Genomic DNA, 21,337 nt, shown 5'->3' on the forward strand with positions numbered 1-21,337 from the left:
GGATGTGCCGCAAGGAGCGGTTTTCGGAACACCGACCCACACCTGCGACAACACCCAACCACATAGGTATCAAGACGAATGCCCAACCACAACCGTTTAGTGTGGATAGACCTGGAAATGACCGGCCTGGATCCGGAGCAAGAACGGATCATCGAGATGGCCACGATTGTTACCGATTCGGAACTGAATCTGGTGGCCGAAGGCCCGGTGATTGCCATTCACCAGCCTGACAGCCTGCTGGACGCCATGGACGAATGGTGCACCAACACCCACGGCGCCAGCGGCCTGACTCAGCGGGTGAAGGACAGCAAAACCAGCGAGGCAGAAGCCGAGCAGGAAACCCTGGCGTTCCTGAAGCAGTATCTGTCTGCCGGCGAATCGCCCCTGTGTGGCAACAGCATCGGCCAGGACCGCCGGTTTCTGGTGAAGTACATGCCGGAACTGGAAGCCTTCTTCCACTACCGAAACCTGGACGTATCAACCATCAAGGAGCTGGCTCGCCGCTGGCGCCCGGATGTGCTGGATGGTGTGAAAAAGAAAGGCAGCCACCTGGCGCTGGACGATATACGCGATTCCATCGAGGAACTGCGCCACTACCGCGAGCACTTCTTCAAGCTGTAAGGCCGTGCCGGCGCAACGCCCAGGTAACGTGCTCCCGCACCAGTTCTGACGGGTGGTCCGCCCGTTGCTTCAGTGCCTCGATCACCGGAATGGTGCTCGGGGCATTGCCCAGTCCTACCGCCAGGTTGCGCAGCCAGTTCTCGTAGCCGGTTCTGCGTATAGCAGAGCCTTCGGTGTTTTTCAGAAACTGTTCTTCAGTCCACAGGAACAACTCGGCCAGGTTGGTGTTGTCCAGGCCGTGTCTGGGCTGGAAGTCGTCTTCCCGGGTGGGCTTGCTGAATTTGTTCCAGGGGCATACCAGCTGGCAATCGTCGCAACCGAATACCCGGTTACCCATTTTCGAGCGCAGCTCTTCCGGGATCGGGCCTTTCAGTTCAATGGTCAGGTAGCTGATGCAGCGGCGGGCATCCAGTAAGTGAGCGCCAACAAAGGCATCGGTCGGGCATACTTCCAGGCAGGCGGAGCAGGAGCCGCAGTGCTGTTTGTCGAAGGGCTCATCCACCGGCAGCGGTGCACTGGTGAAGATTTCACCGAGGAAAAAGTAAGAGCCGGCTTTCGGGTGAATCAGCATGTTGTTCTTGCCGATCCAGCCCAACCCGGCCCGTTGCGCCAGCCCCCGCTCAAGGACCGGGGCGCTGTCCACAAAGGCCCGGTAGTCGTAGCCACTGACGGCTTCATCGATCTGTTTGGCCAGGGTTGCCAGGCGTTTGCGCATCAGCTTGTGGTAGTCCCGCCCCAGGGCGTAGCGGGTGATGTAGGCGGTTTCCCGGTTAGTAAGCGCTTGTTTCGGGTTGTCGGGCGAAGGCAGGTAATCCATGCGCACGGAGATGACCCGCAGGGTGCCGGGTACCAGGGAGTCCGGGGTGTAGCGTTTGTCGCCGTGGTCGGCCATGTAGGCCATGTCGCCGTGGTAACCGGCGGCCAGCCAGCGTTGCAGGCGTTCGGCATGGGGGCCGGTGTCGGCCAGGGTAATGCCAGCATCGGCAAAGCCGAGATCCCTTGCCCACTGCCGGATTTGCTCCGGCAGGGCGGTCAGTTCGGTGCCGGGCGGTTGGTTTTCTGTGGTCTCGGGCTGGCTGGTCATGATCGCAACGTCGGCCTTTGAAGCCTGCAGAGATTTAATTTGATTAAGTTATGACCTTTTTTCCTGTTTTGCTATGCTTAACAGGTATCTGGCCAATTTTCTTAAACCGGTTTCTTTAACGGGATACCCCATGCGCTACGCGGACAGTCTACCAGAAGCCCTGTACTCCGCCGACTCGGTTCGAGCGATGGATCGGTATCTTATTGATCAGCAGAGTATTGATGGCTTTGAGTTGATGCAGTCCGCGGCCAGGGGAGCGTTTCGCCAACTGCTTCGGCACTGGCCGTCTCCCGCTTCGATTCTGGTGCTGTGCGGGGCTGGCAATAATGGCGGCGATGGTTACCTGATCGCCCTGAATGCCCATAAGCAGGGGATTCCGGTGCAGTGTGTGGCGGTCAGCCCGGCCGGCAAGCTGTCGGGAGATGCTCTCAAGGCCTTCAAGGCTGCCGAACAGGCCGGTGTTGCAGTGGCTGATTTCGCCGGGTTGCCGGAAGGTGACCTGGCCCGACGGCTTGCCGTTGCCGGCGTGGTGGTGGATGCCATGTTGGGTACCGGTGTGGCGGGTGCCCCCCGGGAACCGGTTGCCGGCATTATCCAGGCATTAAACCAGGCCCGGGTGCCGGTGCTGGCAGTGGATTTGCCTTCGGGCCTGAATGCTACGACGGGTGCGGCTGAAGGCGAGGTGGTTCGTGCCACGGTTACGGTCACGTTTATCGGCGCCAAGGCCGGGCTGTTTACCGGTGCAGGTGCCGGTGTTTGCGGGCGGGTGGTTTTTGAATCCCTGGGCGTGCAGGAGCAGTTGCAAGGCTATGCCGGCCAGCCGCTGGCAAGTTTGCAGTCCTGGGCCCGGTGCCGGGATTGGTTTCCTGAGCGGCCCCTGAACGCCCATAAAGGGCAGTTTGGCCATGTGTTGGTGGTGGCGGGTGATCGTGGCTTTGGTGGTGCCGGCATCATGGCGGCAGAGGCCGCGGCCCGTTCCGGCGCGGGGCTGGTCAGCCTGGCTACCCGGCCTGAGCATGTAACCGCGGCCCTGGCCCGGTGTCCGAATGTTATGTGTCATGGCCTGATTCATGGGTCGGAACTGGCACCGCTGTTGCAGCAGGCAGACATTGTAGTGTGTGGCCCGGGCATTGGCCGCTCGGCCTGGGGCCAGCAGATGTTGCAGCAGGTTCTCGACAGCGGGAAACCGCAGGTGCTGGATGCCGACGCCCTGAACCTGATGGCTGCCCGTGCGGTGGCAACGGCCGACAACCGTGTACTGACCCCGCATCCGGGCGAAGCGGCACGGCTGCTGGAATGCAGCGTGGCTGAGATTGAAGCAGACCGTCTGAGAGCGGCTACACGGATTCAGAAGCTTTGGGGTGGTATCGTTCTGCTCAAAGGTGCAGGAACCGTGATTACCGACGGGTCCAACACGCCGTTTGTGGTGGCCGGGGGCAATCCCGGTATGGCAACCGGAGGCATGGGTGATGTGTTGTCCGGCATGATCGGAGCGTTTCTTGGCCAGCTGGAGGATTTTACCCGGGCCACGGTTGCGGCGGCCTCTGCCCACCTGGCAGCGGCAGACCTGGCATCGGAAAGGGTTGGATACAAATCCCTGGTGCCGGCCGATGTCCTGGATGCTTTGCCGCCGGTATTGAAGCAAACTGAAACCATGTCATTCCATGACGACCGGGAGGCGCGATGAGTATTTTTGGCAACGAACGCCGGTTGTTTCTCGAAGGCGAGGCCGAAACCGTGAAGCTGGGCTCCGAGCTGGCCCGGCTGGCCCAGGCCTCGGAGCAGGGGCTGACTGTGTTTCTGGATGGCGACCTGGGTATGGGCAAAACCACCCTGAGCCGCGGTGTGATCCGTGCCCTGGGCCATGAAGGCGCGGTTAAAAGCCCCACCTATACGCTGGTGGAGCCCTATGAAGACCTGGAACCGCCGGTTTACCACTTCGACCTGTACCGGCTGGGCGATCCTGAAGAACTGGAATACATGGGTATCCGGGATTACTTCGCCAGCCGCAGTTTCCGCCTGATCGAATGGCCGGAGCGCGGCGAAGGCATATTGCCGGACCCGGATATCGAGATTCACCTGGAACGGGAAGGCGAGGGGCGTTCGGTCGTGCTCAGGGCACGTTCGGAACTGGGCGCCAGACTGCTGAACGAAATTGAGTTAATTGGGCCGGAATCATGAGAGTTGTACTTGGGTTCTTGTTGATGATGACTGCAAGCCTGGCCAGCGCCGCTGCTCAGGTGGAGGGTGTGCGTATCTGGCCGGCACCGGATCACACCCGCCTGGTGCTGGACACCGCCGGTGCAGTGGAGCACAACGTGTTTTCGTTGTCTGACCCGTCCCGGCTGGTTATCGACCTGAAGAATGTTTCCCTGAAAACCGACTTCAGCAAGGTGGACCTGGAAGGCAGCCCGATTCGCCGCATTCGCAGCGCGCGGCGTAATGGCAGCGACCTGCGCGTAGTGCTGGATCTTGCCAGTGATATCAAGCCCCGAAGCTTTGCCCTGGAGCCCAACCAGCAATACGGACACCGGCTGGTGGTTGACCTGATCGACGAGAAAGGCAGCCGCATAGAGCGGGCTACCAGCCCCACCGTCACCCAGGACTCAGCAGGCAAGCGGGATATCATTGTGGTGATCGATGCCGGCCACGGTGGCGAGGACCCCGGCGCCATCGGCCCCCGGGGCACCCGTGAGAAAGACGTCGTTCTGAGGATGGCGAAAACCCTGGCAGACCTGGTTAACAAGCAGCCGGGCTTTACCGCTAAGCTGACCCGCACCGGGGATTACTACATCGGCCTGCGTAACCGCACCATCCTGGCCCGCAAATACAACGCCGACCTGTTTGTGTCGGTGCATGCGGATGCGTTCCGCACACCGCAACCCAGTGGAGCCTCGGTGTTTGCGCTGTCCCAGCGCGGCGCGACCAGTGAGACGGCGCGGTGGCTGGCCCAGAGTGAAAACAGTTCGGACCTGATCGGCGGTGCCGGAGGTCTTTCGCTGGAAGGTCGGGACGAAATGCTGGCCGGTGTACTGCTGGATCTGTCCATGACAGCCAGCATCAATGCCAGCCTCGGTGTCGGTAGTTCGGTTCTGGGCCGGCTGGGCAACGTGGCCAAGCTGCACAAGCCCGGGGTGGAGCAGGCGGCCTTTGTGGTGCTGAAATCCCCGGATATCCCCTCGATCCTGGTCGAGGCCGGCTTTATTTCCAACCCCAAGGAAGAAAAGAACCTGGCCAGCCAGTGGTACCGCGACAAGCTGGCGAGCGCGATCATGGATGGTATTCATGAATACTTCCAGCGCACGCCGCCGCCAGGCACTCTGTTGGCCTGGCAAAAGCAAAACCAGGGTAGCCCGGAAGTGAGCCAGTACCGGATTCGCCGTGGCGATACCCTGTCGGGCGTGGCCCGGCAGAATCAGACCACCGTCAGTGAGCTCATGCGCTTTAACGGCATGAGCGATGATCGTGTTATGGTAGGGCAAACCATTCGTATTCCCTCATCCTGATCAAGAGGTAGTTCCCGGTTATGCCCCACATCCAATTGCTCTCGCCCCGGCTTGCCAACCAGATAGCCGCCGGCGAGGTGGTGGAGCGCCCTGCATCCGTAGTTAAAGAGCTGGTAGAGAATGCCCTGGATGCAGGGGCCGGCCGGGTAGATATCGAGATCGAGCAGGGCGGGGTCAAGCTGATCCGGGTTCGTGATGACGGTTCCGGTATTGCAGAAGCGGACCTGCCCCTGGCCCTGAGCCGCCACGCCACCAGCAAGATCCTGACTCTGGACGACCTCGAAGCGGTGGGTACCCTCGGCTTTCGGGGTGAAGCCCTGGCCAGTATCAGCTCGGTATCCCGCCTGTCCCTGACTTCCCGAACCGAGACGCAGGAAGCCGCTTCCCGGGTGGAAGTGGAAGGCCGGGATATGGACGCGAAAATCTCGCCGGCCGCCCATCCGGTGGGCACCACGGTGGAAGTGCGGGACCTGTTCTTCAATACCCCGGCCCGGCGCAAATTCCTGCGCACCGAGAAAACCGAATTCAACCACGTGGAAGAATGCATTCGCCGGCAGGCCCTGAGCCGTTTCGATGCCGGCTTTACCCTGCGCCACAACCAGCGGGTAGTGCAGAGCCTGAGACCGGCGGAATCGCCGCTGGATAAAGAACGGCGCATCAGTTCCCTGTGCGGCCAGCAGTTTATCGACAACGCCGTGGTGATCGATGCCGAGGCCAGTGGCCTGCGGTTGTGGGGCTGGGTGGCGCTGCCAACATTCTCCCGCTCCCAGGCGGATCTTCAGTATTTCTTCGTCAACGGCCGGGTTATTCGCGACAAGCTGGTGGCCCACGCCGTGCGCCAGGCCTACCGGGATGTGCTCTACAACAACCGCCACCCGGCCTTCGTGCTGTACCTGGAAGTGGACCCGGCCACGGTGGATGTGAATGTGCACCCCACCAAGCATGAAGTTCGCTTCCGGGATGGCCGGCTGGTGCACGATTTTATTTTCCGTACCCTGCACCGGGCACTGGCCGATGTGCGCCCGGATGATCACCTGCGGGGCGCCGTGGCGCAATCGTTCGGGCGTGAGCCGGAGCCTGCTGCTGGTGCGGGTAACGACGCTCCGGCATTCCAGTCGCAGGCGCACCAGATATCCGGGCAGCCGTCGGCCTTTAGTGGTCATTTCGGGCAGGCAGGAAGCCCACAGCCGCAGCAGGAATGGAAAGCCAGCGACCAGATGGCTTTCTATAATTCCCTGAACGAGGGCGGTGGTGTGGCCACCGCATCCCGGTCTGAAGGTTTTACGCCGCAGCCCATGCCAACGCCGCCACAGGATGGCGAGGAAGAACCGCCGCTGGGTTATGCCATTGCCCAGCTGCACGGCATCTATATCCTCGCCCAGAGCCGGGCAGGGATGATCGTGGTGGATATGCACGCCGCCCATGAACGCATTACCTACGAGCGTATGAAGCGTGCGCTGGTAGAGCAGGACCTGAAAAGCCAGCCGTTGCTGGTGCCCGTGTCCCTTGCCGTCAGCCAGAAGGAAGCGGCGCTGGCGGAAACCCATGGGGAAGAACTGCAGCACCTGGGCCTGCAGATTGAACGCATCGGGCCGGAAACCCTGGCGGTTCGGCAGATTCCCGCGCTGCTGCGGGGTGCCGACACTGAACAGCTGGTGCGGGATGTGCTGGCCGACCTGATCGAGCATGGCCAGAGTGACCGGGTAGAAGCCGTCACCCACGAATTGTTGGGCACCATGGCCTGCCATGGATCGGTGCGGGCCAACCGGCAGTTGACCATTCCTGAAATGAATTCCCTGCTGCGGGATATGGAAGCCACCGAACGCAGCGGCCAGTGTAACCACGGCCGGCCTACCTGGACCCTGGTGACCCTGTCCGAGCTGGACAAGCTGTTCCTCAGGGGGCGCTGATCGCCATGACCCAGCCCTCTGCCGGTGCCGGACAGCCATTGCCCTCGGCCATTTTTCTGATGGGGCCCACAGCCTCCGGTAAAACCGACCTGGCCATGGCCCTGTGTGAACGGTTGCCCTGCGAGATCATCAGTGTCGATTCCGCCATGATCTACCGCGGCATGGATATCGGCACCGCCAAGCCGAGCGCTGAAGAGCTGGCCCGGGCACCACACCGCCTGATTGATATTTGCGACCCGGTCGATACCTACTCGGCGGCGGACTTTCGCCGGGATGCACTGGCAGAAATGGCCGATATCACCCGCCGCGGGCGAATACCGCTGCTGGTGGGCGGCACCATGATGTACTTCAAGGCCTTGCTGCACGGCATGTCAGGCTTACCCTCTGCCAGCCCGGAGTTGCGCCGGCAAATCGAGCAGGAGGCCGAATCCCTTGGCTGGCAGCACCTGCATGATGAGCTTTCGGCTAAGGACCCGGTGGCGGCTGAGCTGATTCACCCCAATAATCGCCAGCGCCTGATGCGTGCTATCGAGGTGATTCGCCTGACCGGCCGGCCGATTTCTGAACTCTGGCAGGCAGAGTCGGGAACTTCTGCACAGCAACATCGGTCCGGTATTGAGGATTACACGTATTTCACCAGGTGGCAGGCAGACGAAACTGGCGACCTGCCGTATACTGTTTTCCAGTTTGCTCTGGCCCCCGAGGAGCGCAAGGTTCTTCACGAGAGAATCGAAAAACGCTTCCTGCTGATGCTGGAGTCCGGTTTTCTGGAAGAAGTCCGGAGCCTGATGGCCCGGGGAGACCTGAACCCGGAGCTGCCGTCCATGCGTTGCGTGGGCTATCGACAGGCATGGGAATACCTGGCTGGCGATTGTGACTACGAAACCTTTGTAAACCGGGGCGTGGCGGCTACCCGCCAGCTGGCAAAGCGCCAACTTACCTGGTTGCGAAAATGGCCGGATTTGCACTGGCTGAACAGCGGTGATCCGCAAGTGGTGCTGGAAACCTTGAAAAAGTCCGGACTACCCACCACATTTAATTCTGAAAAATGACGATCTGCACTTACATATAAACAGGAGAATAAACATGTCAAAAGGGCATTCCTTACAAGACCCTTACCTCAACGCTCTGCGCAAGGAACGCATTCCGGTTTCTATCTTTCTGGTAAACGGCATCAAGCTGCAGGGCCAGATCGAATCCTTTGACCAGTTCGTAATCCTGCTGAAGAACACTGTCAGCCAGATGGTTTACAAGCACGCTATTTCTACCGTGGTACCGGCCCGCAATGTGCGTCTGCCGCAAGCGACCGTGGCAGGAGAGGAAGAGTCTGAAGACTGATACCTCCGGAGTTTCCGGTTTTAACACCCGCGTTCCAGGACAGCCCTTGAGCTGGAGTGGCCGCGGGTGTTTGTTTTTATGGAGTAGACCGAATCTTGTTTGAACGTCCTGACGTCGGAGAACGGGCGGTTCTCGTCCACATCGATTTTACCGCCCACGAAGACACTGAAGACCCGGGCGAGTTCCGGGAACTGGTTACCTCGGCCGGCGTTGAGCCGGTTGCCAGCGTAACCGGAACGCGAAAGCAGCCCAGCCCCCGGCTGTTCGTAGGGGAGGGCAAGCTGGAGGAGATCCGTGATGCGGTTGCCGCCAGCGAGGCCGACGTGGTGCTGTTTAACCACGCCCTGAGCCCCAGTCAGGAGCGCAACATCGAGCGGGAGTTGCAGTGCCGGGTACTGGACCGTACCGGGGTTATCCTGGATATCTTTGCCCAGCGCGCCCGCACCCACGAAGGCAAGCTGCAGGTAGAACTGGCTCAGCTCGAGCATATGTCGACCCGGCTGGTACGGGGCTGGACCCACCTGGAACGCCAGAAGGGCGGTATCGGCCTGCGCGGCCCGGGTGAAACCCAGCTCGAAACCGACCGCCGGCTGCTGCGTGAACGCATCAAATCCATTCACAAGCGCCTGGAGAAGGTGCGTAAACAGCGGGACCAGGGCCGGCGTGCGCGGAAGCGGGCGGATATCCCGACCCTGTCCCTGGTGGGCTACACCAATGCCGGCAAATCCACCTTGTTCAACCGGATTACAACTTCCAGCGTATATGCTGCAGACCAGTTGTTCGCAACGCTGGACCCGACCCTGCGCCGGCTGGAACTTCCGGACATAGGGCCGGTCGTAGTGGCGGACACGGTGGGCTTCATCCGGCACTTGCCTCACAAGCTGGTGGAAGCCTTCCGCGCGACGCTGGAAGAAACCATCCAGGCGACGATCCTGCTGCATGTGATCGATTGTCATGACGATCGTCGTGATGAAAACATCGAGCAGGTCGAAGAAGTGCTGGTAGAAATCGGCGCCGACGAAATTCCCCAATTGCAGGTGTTCAACAAGATTGACCTGCTGGAAGATTTCGAGCCCAGGGTAGACCGTAACGAAGAAGGTATTCCGGTGCGGGCCTGGGTATCGGCCGTCACCGGCGCCGGCCTGGATTTGCTGTTCGATGCCATTGTCGAGCGGCTGGCAGAAGACGTCGTGCATCACTTTGTTGTGCTCGGGCCGGCCGATGGCAAGCTTCGGGCATTGCTGCACGAAGCCGGCTCGGTGCTGAGTGAGGAGCATCGGGACACCGGTGAATCGGTAGTAGAAGTAAGGTTGCAGAACCGGGACTGGCAGCAACTGCTGAGCCGGGCAGGGGTGCGTGAAGACGCCATACGCCTTGAGCAGCGGAACGCCTGAATCCACCCGGCTATTGCCGGGGGCAGGATAAATCCCTAGTATTTGCAGCCATTCGATAAAACACGAACGGAGAGAACTATGGCCTGGAACGAACCGGGTGGAAACCGCAACGACAACGATCCCTGGGGGACCGGTGGTCGTCGCGGCAATGATCAGGGTCCGCCAGACCTCGACGAAGCGCTGAAAAAGGGCCTCGACAAACTCAACCGGATGCTGGGCGGCAAAGGCGGCTCTGGCTCCGGCAACAACGGCAGCAGCTCGGGCGGTAGCAGTGGTGGCTTTGGTGCCATCCTGGCGATCGCGGCGATCCTGGTGGTCGGTTACGTGATGTACCAGTCGTTCTACACCGTAGACGAACAGGAGCGCGCCGTTGTGCTGCGTTTCGGTGAATTCAGTCGTACCGAGAGCCCGGGCTTGCGCTTCAAGGTGCCGTTGATTGATAACGTGTACAAGGTGCGGGTAACGAACGTACGTACTGCCCAGTCCTCCGGCCAGATGCTGACCCAGGACGAGAACCTGGTGACCGTGGATCTTCAGGTCCAGTACCGGGTGGGTGATGCCAAGGCCTACGTGCTGAACATCCGGGATTCCAACCAGGCCCTGGCCTTTGCCACCGACAGTGCCCTGCGCCATGAAGTGGGTAGTTCATCCCTGGATGACGTGCTGACCGAAGGCCGTGCCGAGCTGGCTGTACGGGTTGAACAGCGGTTGCAGAGCTTCCTGCGTGACTATGGCGCGGGTCTTGAGATCGTTCGTGTCAACGTGGAAAGCACCCAGCCTCCGGGACCGGTGCAGGACGCCTTCCGTGAAGTTCAGCGTGCCCGTGAAGACGAGCAGCGCCTGAAGGAAGAAGCGGAAACCTACCGTAACAAGATTGTTCCGGAAGCCCGCGGCCAGGCCCAGCGCATGATTGAAGAAGCCAGTGCCTACAAAGAAGAGGTGATCGAGCGGGCCCGTGGTGAAACCGCGCGTTTCAACCAGTTGCTTGCCGTGTATGAAAACGCCCCGGCGGTTACCCGTGAGCGTATGTACATCCAGGCCCTGGAACAGGTTCTGGGTAACAGCAGCAAGATCTTTGTCGACACCGAAAGCAGCGGCAACATGATGTACCTGCCCCTGGATCGTCTGACTCAGGGTCGCCTGCCGGCGAACAGTTCCGGTAATTCCGGTTCCGGTAACCAGCAGCTTGATATCCAGACACTGACCGACCAGGTACTGCAGGAACTGCGTACCCGTCAGGACACCAACATCCGGAGGAGCAGATAAGCCATGGGACCTAAAGGTGTAGTGGGTCTTGCAGGCGCCCTTATTGTTGTCCTGCTCGTGCTGTCCAGCGTGTACATCATTCCCGAAACCCATCGGGGCGTGAAACTGCGTTTCGGTGAGTTGGTGGAAACCAATATCCAGGCAGGCATCCATTTCAAGGTGCCGGTGATCGACCAGATCCGTGAGTTCGATATCCGGGTGCTGACCATGGACCTTCCCTCCCGTCAGTACTTGACTATCGAGAAGAAGCCCCTGGACGTGGACTCCTACGTGGCTTGGAAAATTCGTGATGTGGATCAGTACTATCGGGCTACCGGTGGCGATGAGTTCCGTGCCCAGACTCTGATCCTGTCCCGCGTGGACAATGGCCTGCGTGACGAGTTCGGTATCCGTACCATGCACGAGGTGGTATCCGGCCAGCGTGATGAGCTTATGCACACCCTGCGTGACCGTGCCAACGAAACCGCCATCGCGGAATTCGGTATCGAAATCCTGGATATCCGGGTCAAGGCCATCGAACTGCCGGGCTCCGTCAGCGAGAACGTGTATCGCCGGATGGCGACCGAGCGCCAGAAGTTGGCCCAGGAATTCCGTTCCCGGGGTCAGGAGCTGGCTGAAGGTATCCGTGCCGATGCGGACCGTCAGCAAACCGTTATCCTGGCAACGGCCTTTGCCGAAGCGGAGGAAACCCGCGGTGAGGGTGACGGTGAAGCCGCCCGGATCTACGCGGACTCCTATGGTGCTGACGAGGAATTCTACAGCTTTTACCGTAGCTTGCAGGCGTACCAGAACACCTTCGCCGGCAAGGATGACATCATGGTCATCGATTCCGACAGCAACTTCATGAAGTTCCTGAAGGACCCTGCCGGCGCCAACTGATCGGCCCGCAGGCACTGAAAACCGGAATACTCAGGTATTCCGGTTTTTTTGTGTCTGCCAAGGGTGTAGAATTCTGGCGGTTTTGTGCGGGTATTTTTGGCCCGCTCATCCTGAACCCTGAGTCATTCCCCCGGCACGTGGCCGGAAAGGGAAAAACGGACAACCGAATCTCATGACTGTATCTGATCGCTGGTTACTGCCAGATGGTGTCGAAGATATTCTTCCACCGCTGGCCGGACAGATCGAATCCCTGCGCCGGGAAGTAATGGACACCTGCCAGCGTTGGGGCTACCAACTGGTAATTCCCCCGCTGATCGAATATCTCGAGTCCCTGTTTACAGGCACCGGACACGACCTGGAACTGCAAACCTTCAAGCTCACCGACCAGCTGACTGGCCGGATGATGGGTGTGCGCGCCGATATGACGCCCCAGGCCGCCCGCATTGATGCCCATACCCTGGGCCAGGACGGTATTACCCGCCTGTGCTATGCCGGCCATGTTCTGCATACCCGCCCGCGCCACATGCTGACCGGCCGTACGCCGATCCAGGCCGGTTGCGAACTGTTTGGCAGTGCCTCTGAATCTGCAGACCTGGAAGTGATCAGCCTGATGCTGGAGGCCCTCCGGGTGGCTGGCCTGCCCCGGGTGCACCTGGACCTTGCCCATGTTTCCATCTACGAAAGCCTGATCTCTGCGGCCGGCTTTGACAAAGACACCGAAGCCTCGGTGTTTGATGCCATGGCGCGCAAGTCGGTGCCTGAACTGGATGAACTGTTGGGCGATTGCGCCGAAGGCTCAGCCGGTGCGCGCCTGCGCAAGCTGGCTCGGGTAAACGGTGGCGTGGAAGCGCTGGATGAAGCCCGCAGTATTCTGGGTGGCGCTTCCGATGCCCTGGATGCTGCCCTGGACCAGTTGTCCCGGGTGGCAGACATGCTGCAGAGGGACTATCCGGAAGTGAGCCTTGGCTTCGATTTCTGCGAGCTTCGCGGCTACAACTATCACACCGGCCTGGTATTTGCCGCCTATGTGCCCGGCCACGGCGACTCGGTTGCCAAGGGTGGTCGCTACGACGCCATCGGCAGCGATTTCGGCCGCGCCCGCCCGGCGACCGGTTTCAGCCTGGATATCCGGGCCCTGGTGGCCCTGGGGCAGCGCTCTGTTCAGCGTCCGGGCTCTGTCTGGGCACCGGCAGATGCCGATCCTGCCCTCGAGCAGGCGGTCGCCGCGCTTCGGGCAACCGACACCGTCATTCGGGCACTGCCTGAAGATGCACACACCGATCCGGCCTCAAAGGGCTGCGACCGGCAACTGGTCAAGCGTGACGGCCAGTGGATTCTGGAAGCTCTGGGCTGAGACAGCGCCCGTTGCTTGCTGATATTTTCGCGTAAATTTGCAAGGCGCCTGCCTCCGGGCTGCCTGATGTGAGAGAGAATCATGGGTAAAAATGTAGTTGTGCTGGGCACCCAGTGGGGTGATGAAGGCAAGGGCAAGATTGTCGACCTTCTGACAGACAAGGTGTCTGCCGTTGTACGGTTCCAGGGTGGCCATAACGCCGGTCATACCCTGGTAATCGATGGCAAGAAGACCGCGTTGCACCTGATTCCGTCCGGTATTCTGCGTAAGGACGTCCAGTGCCTGATCGGTAACGGTGTGGTTCTGTCGCCGGAAGCCCTGCTCAAGGAAGTCCGTGAACTGGAAGCTAACGGTGTGCAGGTTCGTCAGCGCCTGAAGATCAGCCTGGCCTGCCCGATTATCCTGCGTACCCATGTTCGTATCGACCAGGCCCGCGAGCGCGCCAAGGGTAACGACAAGATCGGCACCACCGGTCGTGGTATCGGCCCCGCCTACGAAGACAAGGTGTCCCGTCGCGGCGTACGTGTCGGCGATCTGTGCAACAAGGCCGACTTTGAAGCCAAGCTGCGCGAGATCATGTCTTACCACAACTTTGTGCTGACCGAGTACTTCAAGGAAGAAGCGGAAGATATTGATGCGGCCCTGGAAGAGCTGATGCAGATGGCGGAGGAAATCCTGCCCATGTCTGCCGATGTAACCGACATCCTGCACGACTACCGCAAGCGTGGCGAGCATATCCTGTTCGAAGGTGCACAGGGTTCGCTGCTGGATATCGACCTGGGTACCTACCCATACGTAACGTCGTCCAACACCACCGCGGGCGGCACCGCCACCGGTTCCGGTTTTGGTCCGCTTTACCTGGACTACGTACTCGGTATTACCAAGGCCTACACAACCCGCGTGGGCTCCGGTCCGTTCCCCACCGAGCTGTTTGATGCCATGGGCGAGCACCTGGCCGTGAAGGGTAATGAAGTGGGCACCACCACGGGTCGCTCCCGCCGCTGTGGCTGGTTTGACGCCGTGGCCCTGCGGCACGCGATCCAGATTAACAGTGTGTCCGGCATCTGCCTGACCAAGCTGGACGTTCTGGACGGCCTGGAAACGGTAAAGGTATGCGTGGGTTACAAAACGCCGAACGGCGAGATTACCCGTCCGCCCATTGGCTGCGACAGCTATGCCGACATCGAGCCGGTGTATGAAGAGCTGCCGGGCTGGAGCGACAGCACCGTGGGCCTGACCAGCGTTGACCAGTTGCCGGAGAACGCCAAGGCGTACATCCGCTTCCTGGAAGAGCAGATTGAAGCGCCGATCGACATCATCTCTACCGGTCCGGACCGTATCGAGACCATTACTCTGCGCCATCCTTTCGGGGAGTAACGGCCGGGAGTAAAAAAAACCGCCTGCAGCGAGAGCTTCAGGCGGTTTTTTCGTTTCTTTTCTTTTCGTTTCAGGGTGACAGACTTCAGGGCTTTTCAGCGATGATGGTTGCCCGCTTTGGCCCCGGGTAGCCTTCGATGGTTTTCGAGGGGTCGTCCGGGTCCAGGAAATCTTTCAGGGAATTGAAGCGCATCCAGTCGGTACTGCGCTGCTCATCGGTGGTGGTGTCGCTGACATCCACCACCCGGGCATTGCGGAAACCGGTGCGTTCGAGCCAGCGCAGAAGGGTGGGGCAGCTGGGCAGGAACCAGACATTGCGCATCTGCCCGTAGCGGTCTTCCGGCATCAGGCTGTAGCCCTCCGGGCCGTCCACCACCAGTGTTTCCAGTACCAGTTCGCCGCCCCGGCGCAGGGTGCCTTTCAGTTCCAGCAGGTGATCCAGCGGAGAGCGGCGGTGGTAAAGCACGCCCATAGAGAAGGTGGTATCGAACAGCTCCAGGTTCTCCGGCAGGTCTTCCATACGCACTGGAAGCAGGTCGACCGGTACGTTGTCCAGATACCCCTTCACCGCCAGGAACTGGAACATGAACAGCAGGCCCGGATCGATACCCACCACCCGCCTTGCCCCGGCCCCGGCCATACGCCAGCAGTGATAGCCGGAGCCGCAGCCCACATCCAGGATGGTGCGCCCGTTCAGGTCCGCCAGGTGCGGTGCCACACGGTCCCATTTCCAGTCTGAACGCCATTCGGTATCAATGTGGGTGCCGAAAAACTCGAACGGGCCTTTGCGCCAGGGCATCAGGCCGCGCAGGCCCTGCTCAAGGCGTTCCGCCTGCTCCGGAGAAAGAGGCTCTGGGCCTGACACCGACACCGCAGAGGTGTCGAGGTTAACAGAGGCGCCAGGCACCGCCGGAAGCGCCTCAAGGGCGGCCTGCCAGCGGGCCATGTCGCCGTGCGGGTTGTCTTCGAACCGGCTGACCAACTGGCCGGTGAGCACGCTGGCCCAGGCCTGCTGGTTCTCGCCGTTGAGATAGTCCAGGAACGGAGTGAAATGAGTGCGCCAGTCGAAAGCTGCCATGGGTCTTGGAGGGCCTCGGAATCAGGGGTTCTTGATGGCCAGCATGGACACAAAGTTGAAGCACTGGTACCACACCAGTACCTGGTCAAAGCCGGCGTTCATGAGCCGTTCGCGGTGAGCGGCCAGGGTTTCCGCGATCAGCACCTTTTCAATGGCGGCACGTTTCTGGCTGATTTCCAGGTCAGAATAGCCGTTGGCCCGCTTGAATTCGTGGTGCAGGCGGGTCTGGGTATCCTGCTCGGCGTCTGACTCAAAGCGGATTTTTTCGGACAGGATCAGCACGCCACCCGGGAGTGTCGCATCGGCAATGCGGGTTAACAGGTCCAGCCGCTGTTCGGGGGGCACAAACTGCAAGGTGAAGTTCAGGGTTGTGACCGACGCCCGGCTTAATTCTGTCGCCAGAATGTCTTCGCACCGGAGGCTGACCGGCAGCTCGTGGTCATCCAGGGCAATGTAGTGTTCACAGCGTTCGATCATGGCGCTGGAATTATCCACGCCCACCAGTGTGCAGTCGCTGTAGGGAATGCCGTGGCGCATGGCCAGGGTAGACGCACCCAGAGAGCAGCCCAGGTCGTAGCAGTGGGACCCTGGTTGCACATACTGCTCGGTGATCACTTCGATCATCGGAATAATGGTGGTGTAACCGGGCACAGACCGGCGGATCATGTCCGGAAATACGCGGGCTACCGAGGCATCAAAGCGGAAATCTTCCGGGTTGCGTTCGGTGGCAAACAGGCGGTCGGTCAGTTGCTCCGGCTTGGCTGGCTTGCGGTCACTCATGGCCGGATTCTCCGGCAGGCTCTGAGGCCAGGTCCTTGTCGGTGGGTGACGGCCGCTGGCAGCGAACGCCGCGGTTCTTGTAGTCCACCAGGATACCCCGGAATGACGGGTCCACATCGGCCGCAATGGCCAGGTAACCGTTTTCACACACCGCGTGCAACTCGGACGATTTCCGGGACATGCGGAATTCTTCGCCCGGCTTGACGTGGATGGCCTGGAAGTCACCCACCGGCACGTGGTCCTTGTTGTCCGAATGGCTGATGCGGCCGCTGGCTTCCAGTGCCAGCACGGTGCCCACCACAGCCACCAGCGCGGTGACAATCAGGCTGCGCACGGAATAACGGTAGTCGTTGTCGCTCATTGCTTACCTCCTTACGGAATTCAGTATTGCCCCGGAAGGGAAATAGCCGGCTCCTGCAGGGCCGCCAGTTGCTCACGCAATGCCAGGACCTGGTCGGACCAGAACCGGGGCTGGGCAAACCAGGGGAAGAAGCGGGGGAAGGCGGGGTCTTCCCAGCGCCGGGCCAGCCAGGCGCAGTGGGCAATCTGGCGATAACAGCGCAAGGGTTCAATCAGGTGCCGCTCCCGGCGGTTGAACTCCCGGAACATTTCATAACCTTCCAGCAGCTCGCCTAGCTGGCTGCCCCTTTCCGTGGCCTCGCCGTTCAGCAGCAGCCACATATCCTGCACCGCAGGGCCGGTGCGGCAGTCATCCAGGTCGACAAACAGCATGGTTTCGTCACGACACAGGATGTTGCCGGCGTGGCAGTCTCCGTGAATGCGAAGGGTGTCGACAACACCGGCCTCTTCGATGCGCTGCTGGCAGCCCCTGACCAGGTCCGGAATCAGGCTGTCCCATGCCGGCCGGAGATCGTCCGGTACCCAGCCACCATCAATCAGCAGGGCATTATGATCCTGAATGCCTTGCACCAGATCAAACCCGGGGCGGTGCTGAAAGCTTTTGGTGGCGCCCAGGTTGTGGATCTGGCCCAGCCACTGGCCGAGACGATACAGGGTGTCGGTAATGCTGGTGTCCGGCGCCTGTCCGCCCCGCTGGGGGAACACTGCGAACCGGAAGTCGGCATGCCGGCCGAGGGATTCGCCATTCTCCATGATCATGGGGGCGATGACCGGAATATCAGCGGCCTGCAGCTCCAGGGAAAACTCGTGTTCTTCCATAATGGCTGCGTCTGACCAGCGCCCCGGCCGGTAAAACTTGGTGATCACCGGCGGGCCCTCTTCCAGCCCTACCTGGTACACCCGGTTTTCATAGCTGTTCAGGGCGAACAGCCGGCCACTGACTTCAAAACCGGCGTCTTCCATGGCGTCCAGGATCACTTCCGGTGTGAGACTGTCGTACGGGTGGGTAGACGCGGCTATGTCTGAAGACTCGGTGTTCATAAGGCCCAACTGGAAGCAGGATTTGGCGCAAAGTATACCTGTTATGGGGGCTCAGGTAATGCAATGGCCCGCTAACTGCGGTAATTTCTGCAGTCCGTGCCGGAAAGCAGGAATGGGTGTGAGCGAAGACAGTTACAAGGTACAAACGGTGGTGATCGGCGCCGGCGTGGTGGGGCTGGCGATTGCCCGCGAGCTCGCCGCTAGCGGGCGGGAAGTCATTGTTCTGGAAGCGGGCCCCCGCTTTGGTGAAGGCATTTCTTCCCGAAACAGCGAGGTTATCCACGCCGGCCTTTATTATCCGCAGGATTCCCTGAAGGCCCGCTTCTGCGTGCGTGGCCGCCAACTGCTGTATGACTACTGCCGGAGCCACAAGGTTGGCCACCGCAAGTGTGGTAAGTGGATCATCGCCACAGACGCGGCCCAGAGCGAAAAGCTGGCCGGCATTCGTGAACAGGCGGCCCTGAATGGCGTTTCGTTGCTGCTGGCAGAGGGTCAGGACATCACCCGGAAAATTCCGGTTATTAATGCCGAAGCCGGGCTTTGGTCACCGGAAACCGGCATTGTCGACAGCCATGGCCTGATGTTGTCCTTGCTGGGGGAGCTGGAAGACGCTGGTGGCCAGCTGGTGCTCAACAGCCCGGTGACGGCCGTTTGCTCGGACGGCCCGCTCCATACCCTGACCGTTGGTGGAGTTGCAGGCGTGACCCTGCAGGCCCGGGAAGTGGTCAATGCCGCAGGCCTCGGCGCTCCGGCCCTGGCCGGTAGCTGGCAGGGCTTGCCGGATACTGCCCGCCCCCGACAATGGCTGGCCCGGGGCGTCTATTTCAGTTATAGCGGCAATCATCCTTTCGATAGCCTGATCTATCCGTTGCCAGAACCGGGTGGCCTGGGCGTGCACCTGACCCTCGACCTGGCGGGCCAGGCTCGCTTTGGCCCGGATGTGGAGTGGATTGATGCCGAAGATTACACCGTGAACCCGGAACGGGTGCATCGGTTTGTGGAAGGTATCCGGGCCTGGTGGCCGGGCGTGGACGCCGGTCGCCTGCAACCCGCCTACGCGGGAATCCGCCCCAAGCTTGCGGGCCCCGAGGGCGGCTTCTTCGATTTCCGCATCGATGGCCCGCAGCAACATGGCCTGGCCGGGCTGGTTAACCTGTTCGGCATAGAGTCCCCGGGGCTCACATCCAGCCTGGCCATCGCCGGGTATGTGAAATCGTTGCTCGCCGATACCTAACCCGGAGTTCGTGCCAGCGCCCAGACCTGAATGTCCCGGGCACCGGCGTAGCGGAGCGCATCAGCCAGCAGCTTCACCGTTGCCCCGGTGGTCACCACGTCATCCACTATGGCGACACGCGCCGGCACCGGACCGCACACCTCGAAAACCCCCGCCAGGTTGACCAGCCGCTCGGCCCGGTTCAGTTTCCGCTGGGCCGTCACCCGCCGCCGACGCCGAACCACATCGCCAGCGACCGGAATATCCAGCTGTGAACCGACGAATTCGGCGATATCCAGGGCCTGGTTGAAGCCTCTCTGCCACCTGCGTGACCAGTGCATGGGGGCGGGAATAAGGGCATCGGGCCGTTGATCGGCAGCCAGTTGTTGTTCGACAAACTCGCTGAAGCCGGCCAGAAGTGGCCGCACAAACTTTCGGTGGCCGTTGTACTTGTAGCGGCCGATCATGCCGTCTACCGGGAACTGGTAGCGCCAGGGAATCAGTGCGCGGGAAAAGGGTGGTTTTGCCACCTGGCATTCCCCGCACTGGAGCCCGGGGGTGGCGAAGGGCAGCGGCAACGCACAGGTGTGGCAGGCCCAGCGAATGGCTGGAAGGTCGTCCCGACAGCCCTGGCACAACCCGAAGCTGGCATGGGGCGAAAGACAGGTGACGCAGCGGCCACCTTGTTTTGCGCTGTTAACCTTTTGGTCGATCAAGGTTGACAGCGATTTCAGTCCGTTTATCATCGCGGTTTATCCGTAAACCAAAAACCTTGCGAAGGTTAACAGGACTTTGCCATGACCGCTACTGCCCTCCGTCACGACTGGACGCTTCAGGAAGCCCGGGATCTTTTCAACTTGCCGTTCAACGATTTGCTGTTCCGCGCGCAGACGGTTCACCGGGACCATTTCGACCCCAACGAAGTGCAGGTCAGCACCCTGTTGTCGATCAAAACCGGCGCCTGCCCGGAGGACTGCAAGTACTGCCCCCAGAGCGGTCACTACAACACCGGGCTGGAAAAGGAAAAGCTGCTGGAGATTGAAAAAGTGGTCGCAGAAGCCCGCGCAGCGAAAGAGAAGGGCGCGTCCCGGTTCTGCATGGGCGCTGCCTGGCGTAGCCCCTCCAGGAAGGACATGCCCTACGTGCTGGATATGGTAAAGCAGGTGAAATCTTTGGGTATGGAAACCTGCATGACCCTGGGCATGCTGAAAGAGGAAGAAGCCCGGGAGCTGGCTGACGCCGGGCTGGATTACTACAACCACAACCTGGACACCTCCGAGAAGTACTACAACCACATCATCACCACCCGAACCTACCAGGATCGGCTGGATACCCTGGATAACGTGCGCAAGGCCGGCATGAAGGTGTGCTGCGGCGGCATTATGGGTATGGGCGAAGACGAAGACGACCGGGTAGGGCTGCTGGTTCAGCTCGCGAACCTGCCCCAGCATCCGGAGAGTGTGCCGGTGAATATGCTGGTGAAAGTGAAGGGCACGCCGCTGGAGAATGTAGACGACCTGGACCCCTTCGAGTTTGTTCGGATTATCGCGGTGGCGCGGATTCTGATGCCGGCGTCCCATGTTCGCTTGTCCGCGGGGCGGGAGCAGATGAATGAGCAGATGCAGGCGCTGTGCTTTATGGCGGGTGCCAACTCCATCTTCTACGGCGAGAAACTTCTGACCACGTCCAACCCTGAGGCGGATGCGGATATGCAGTTGTTCCGTAAGTTGGGTATCCGGCCGGAGCAGCGGGAGCAGTGTGCTACCGAGGAGCAGGAGGTGGAGGCGCTGTCTGATGCCGTCGAGTATGAGGCGACGCGGCATCTGTTCTATGACGCGAGTCGGGAGTCGGCTGCCTCAGTCTGACTTTGGTCTTGGCCTTTTACCGGGGCTCACGGTGGAGGGCCGCAGGGCGGGGTCCCCTTTCCGGGACTCGCTCAAGACGTCCCTGTGCGCTCAGGTCGGGCCATCCATGGCCCTCTATGGTCCCGGAAAGGGGACCCCGCCCCGCGGCCAGTAAACCTGGGCGATTGTGACCCTGCAGGCTACGCCCCAAGTGAGCGGCGAACCGGGTAGGGCTTTCCGGGACTATCTTTCGCCAGGGATGGCGAAAGCTAAGCGCACAGGGATGATGGGA

At 60.8% G+C, this 21,337-nt stretch carries 20 protein-coding genes; 14 read left to right on the top strand and 6 right to left on the bottom strand.

Annotation, left to right across the window (positions count from 1 at the left end):
• Positions 1-78 precede the first annotated feature (78 nt).
• The gene (gene orn / locus Q668_RS16245) at positions 79-621 is read left to right on the top strand and encodes an oligoribonuclease (RefSeq protein ID WP_036220411.1); all 543 of its coding nucleotides are present in this window, start codon (positions 79-81) and stop codon (positions 619-621) included.
• Here the strand turns inward: orn and queG are convergent.
• Complete coding sequence (gene queG / locus Q668_RS16250) at positions 611-1,705, bottom strand: tRNA epoxyqueuosine(34) reductase QueG (protein WP_022990687.1); 1,095 nt, start codon at positions 1,703-1,705, stop codon at positions 611-613. The two genes, orn and queG, sit on opposite strands and share 11 nt — an antisense overlap.
• A 130-nt stretch (positions 1,706-1,835) precedes the next feature.
• Here queG and Q668_RS16255 point away from each other — a divergent pair, with 130 nt between their 5' ends.
• The 11 genes from Q668_RS16255 to Q668_RS16305 all read left to right on the top strand — a co-directional run bounded on the left by Q668_RS16255 (position 1,836) and on the right by Q668_RS16305 (position 14,729).
• A complete protein-coding gene (locus tag Q668_RS16255; protein WP_081697633.1) occupies positions 1,836-3,392 on the top strand; it encodes an NAD(P)H-hydrate dehydratase in 1,557 nt (518 codons plus the stop codon).
• Positions 3,389-3,886 (top strand): tRNA (adenosine(37)-N6)-threonylcarbamoyltransferase complex ATPase subunit type 1 TsaE, encoded by a 498-nt coding sequence (gene tsaE / locus Q668_RS16260; RefSeq protein ID WP_022990689.1) that lies wholly within the window; start codon positions 3,389-3,391, stop codon positions 3,884-3,886. Before Q668_RS16255 ends, tsaE begins: the two co-directional genes overlap by 4 nt.
• A 23-nt stretch (positions 3,887-3,909) precedes the next feature.
• Entirely contained in the window at positions 3,910-5,211 is a 1,302-nt protein-coding gene (locus Q668_RS16265; protein ID WP_022990690.1) for an N-acetylmuramoyl-L-alanine amidase, read from the top strand.
• Between the two features lie 20 nt (positions 5,212-5,231).
• Positions 5,232-7,121, top strand: coding sequence for a DNA mismatch repair endonuclease MutL (mutL, locus tag Q668_RS16270; protein ID WP_022990691.1), 1,890 nt, complete (start codon positions 5,232-5,234; stop codon positions 7,119-7,121).
• A 5-nt stretch (positions 7,122-7,126) separates the two neighbouring features.
• Positions 7,127-8,173 carry a tRNA (adenosine(37)-N6)-dimethylallyltransferase MiaA gene (gene miaA, locus Q668_RS16275; protein WP_022990692.1) on the top strand — a complete coding sequence of 349 codons (1,047 nt, stop codon included), beginning with the start codon at positions 7,127-7,129 and terminating at the stop codon, positions 8,171-8,173.
• 34 nt (positions 8,174-8,207) lie between these two features.
• Complete coding sequence (gene hfq, locus Q668_RS16280) at positions 8,208-8,459, top strand: RNA chaperone Hfq (RefSeq protein WP_022990693.1); 252 nt, start codon at positions 8,208-8,210, stop codon at positions 8,457-8,459.
• 92 nt (positions 8,460-8,551) lie between these two features.
• Complete coding sequence (gene hflX, locus Q668_RS16285; protein WP_227498386.1) at positions 8,552-9,853, top strand: ribosome rescue GTPase HflX; 1,302 nt, start codon at positions 8,552-8,554, stop codon at positions 9,851-9,853.
• 78 nt (positions 9,854-9,931) lie between these two features.
• On the top strand, positions 9,932-11,119 hold the full coding sequence (gene hflK, locus Q668_RS16290) for an FtsH protease activity modulator HflK (RefSeq protein WP_022990695.1): 1,188 nt from the start codon (positions 9,932-9,934) through the stop codon (positions 11,117-11,119).
• A gap of 3 nt (positions 11,120-11,122) precedes the next feature.
• On the top strand, positions 11,123-11,998 hold the full coding sequence (hflC, locus tag Q668_RS16295; RefSeq protein WP_022990696.1) for a protease modulator HflC: 876 nt from the start codon (positions 11,123-11,125) through the stop codon (positions 11,996-11,998).
• Between the two features lie 172 nt (positions 11,999-12,170).
• On the top strand, positions 12,171-13,352 hold the full coding sequence (locus Q668_RS16300; RefSeq protein WP_022990697.1) for an ATP phosphoribosyltransferase regulatory subunit: 1,182 nt from the start codon (positions 12,171-12,173) through the stop codon (positions 13,350-13,352).
• Between the two features lie 81 nt (positions 13,353-13,433).
• Positions 13,434-14,729, top strand: a complete 1,296-nt coding sequence (locus tag Q668_RS16305) for an adenylosuccinate synthase (protein ID WP_022990698.1) — start codon at positions 13,434-13,436, stop codon at positions 14,727-14,729.
• A gap of 85 nt (positions 14,730-14,814) precedes the next feature.
• Here Q668_RS16305 and cmoB read toward each other — a convergent pair whose 3' ends face one another.
• From cmoB to Q668_RS16325, 4 genes are read right to left on the bottom strand one after another with little or no spacing between them, the layout of a single operon-like run.
• Complete coding sequence (cmoB, locus tag Q668_RS16310) at positions 14,815-15,807, bottom strand: tRNA 5-methoxyuridine(34)/uridine 5-oxyacetic acid(34) synthase CmoB (RefSeq protein WP_022990699.1); 993 nt, start codon at positions 15,805-15,807, stop codon at positions 14,815-14,817.
• A 21-nt stretch (positions 15,808-15,828) separates the two neighbouring features.
• Complete coding sequence (gene cmoA, locus Q668_RS16315) at positions 15,829-16,587, bottom strand: carboxy-S-adenosyl-L-methionine synthase CmoA (protein WP_022990700.1); 759 nt, start codon at positions 16,585-16,587, stop codon at positions 15,829-15,831.
• Positions 16,580-16,948, bottom strand: coding sequence for a hypothetical protein (locus tag Q668_RS16320; RefSeq protein WP_022990701.1), 369 nt, complete (start codon positions 16,946-16,948; stop codon positions 16,580-16,582). Before Q668_RS16320 ends, cmoA begins: the two co-directional genes overlap by 8 nt.
• Positions 16,949-16,968: 20 nt before the next feature.
• Positions 16,969-17,988 carry a serine/threonine protein kinase gene (locus Q668_RS16325; protein WP_036220416.1) on the bottom strand — a complete coding sequence of 340 codons (1,020 nt, stop codon included), beginning with the start codon at positions 17,986-17,988 and terminating at the stop codon, positions 16,969-16,971.
• Positions 17,989-18,106: 118 nt separating this feature from the next.
• Here Q668_RS16325 and Q668_RS16330 point away from each other — a divergent pair, with 118 nt between their 5' ends.
• On the top strand, positions 18,107-19,222 hold the full coding sequence (locus Q668_RS16330; protein WP_036220419.1) for an NAD(P)/FAD-dependent oxidoreductase: 1,116 nt from the start codon (positions 18,107-18,109) through the stop codon (positions 19,220-19,222).
• On the opposite strand, the gene Q668_RS16335 is transcribed toward Q668_RS16330, so the two are convergent.
• Positions 19,219-19,947: a ComF family protein gene (locus tag Q668_RS16335; RefSeq protein WP_022990704.1), complete on the bottom strand. Its 729-nt coding sequence runs from the start codon at positions 19,945-19,947 to the stop codon at positions 19,219-19,221. The genes Q668_RS16330 and Q668_RS16335 overlap by 4 nt on opposite strands.
• A 51-nt stretch (positions 19,948-19,998) precedes the next feature.
• On the opposite strand from Q668_RS16335, the gene bioB reads away from it, so the two are divergent.
• On the top strand, positions 19,999-21,066 hold the full coding sequence (gene bioB / locus Q668_RS16340; RefSeq protein ID WP_022990705.1) for a biotin synthase BioB: 1,068 nt from the start codon (positions 19,999-20,001) through the stop codon (positions 21,064-21,066).
• Positions 21,067-21,337 lie beyond the last annotated feature (271 nt).

The sequence above is a fragment of the Marinobacter sp. ES-1 genome (genome assembly GCF_000475255.1).
Lineage (GTDB): Bacteria > Pseudomonadota > Gammaproteobacteria > Pseudomonadales > Oleiphilaceae > Marinobacter > Marinobacter vinifirmus.

Bases quoted from the DNA above. Each gene is read 5' to 3' on its own strand.
- queG (WP_022990687.1), bottom strand. From the start codon at position 1,705: ATGACCAGCCAGCCCGAGACCACAGAAAACCAACCGCCCGGCACCGAA.
- bioB (WP_022990705.1), top strand. From the start codon at position 19,999: ATGACCGCTACTGCCCTCCGTCACGACTGGACGCTTCAGGAAGCCCGG.
- Q668_RS16320 (WP_022990701.1), bottom strand. From the start codon at position 16,948: ATGAGCGACAACGACTACCGTTATTCCGTGCGCAGCCTGATTGTCACC.
- Q668_RS16265 (WP_022990690.1), top strand. From the start codon at position 3,910: ATGATGACTGCAAGCCTGGCCAGCGCCGCTGCTCAGGTGGAGGGTGTG.
- tsaE (WP_022990689.1), top strand. From the start codon at position 3,389: ATGAGTATTTTTGGCAACGAACGCCGGTTGTTTCTCGAAGGCGAGGCC.
- Q668_RS16325 (WP_036220416.1), bottom strand. From the start codon at position 17,988: ATGAACACCGAGTCTTCAGACATAGCCGCGTCTACCCACCCGTACGAC.
- mutL (WP_022990691.1), top strand. From the start codon at position 5,232: ATGCCCCACATCCAATTGCTCTCGCCCCGGCTTGCCAACCAGATAGCC.
- Q668_RS16305 (WP_022990698.1), top strand. From the start codon at position 13,434: ATGGGTAAAAATGTAGTTGTGCTGGGCACCCAGTGGGGTGATGAAGGC.
- hfq (WP_022990693.1), top strand. From the start codon at position 8,208: ATGTCAAAAGGGCATTCCTTACAAGACCCTTACCTCAACGCTCTGCGC.
- orn (WP_036220411.1), top strand. From the start codon at position 79: ATGCCCAACCACAACCGTTTAGTGTGGATAGACCTGGAAATGACCGGC.
- hflC (WP_022990696.1), top strand. From the start codon at position 11,123: ATGGGACCTAAAGGTGTAGTGGGTCTTGCAGGCGCCCTTATTGTTGTC.
- cmoA (WP_022990700.1), bottom strand. From the start codon at position 16,587: ATGAGTGACCGCAAGCCAGCCAAGCCGGAGCAACTGACCGACCGCCTG.
- Q668_RS16335 (WP_022990704.1), bottom strand. From the start codon at position 19,947: ATGATAAACGGACTGAAATCGCTGTCAACCTTGATCGACCAAAAGGTT.
- miaA (WP_022990692.1), top strand. From the start codon at position 7,127: ATGACCCAGCCCTCTGCCGGTGCCGGACAGCCATTGCCCTCGGCCATT.
- hflK (WP_022990695.1), top strand. From the start codon at position 9,932: ATGGCCTGGAACGAACCGGGTGGAAACCGCAACGACAACGATCCCTGG.
- Q668_RS16300 (WP_022990697.1), top strand. From the start codon at position 12,171: ATGACTGTATCTGATCGCTGGTTACTGCCAGATGGTGTCGAAGATATT.
- Q668_RS16255 (WP_081697633.1), top strand. From the start codon at position 1,836: ATGCGCTACGCGGACAGTCTACCAGAAGCCCTGTACTCCGCCGACTCG.
- cmoB (WP_022990699.1), bottom strand. From the start codon at position 15,807: ATGGCAGCTTTCGACTGGCGCACTCATTTCACTCCGTTCCTGGACTAT.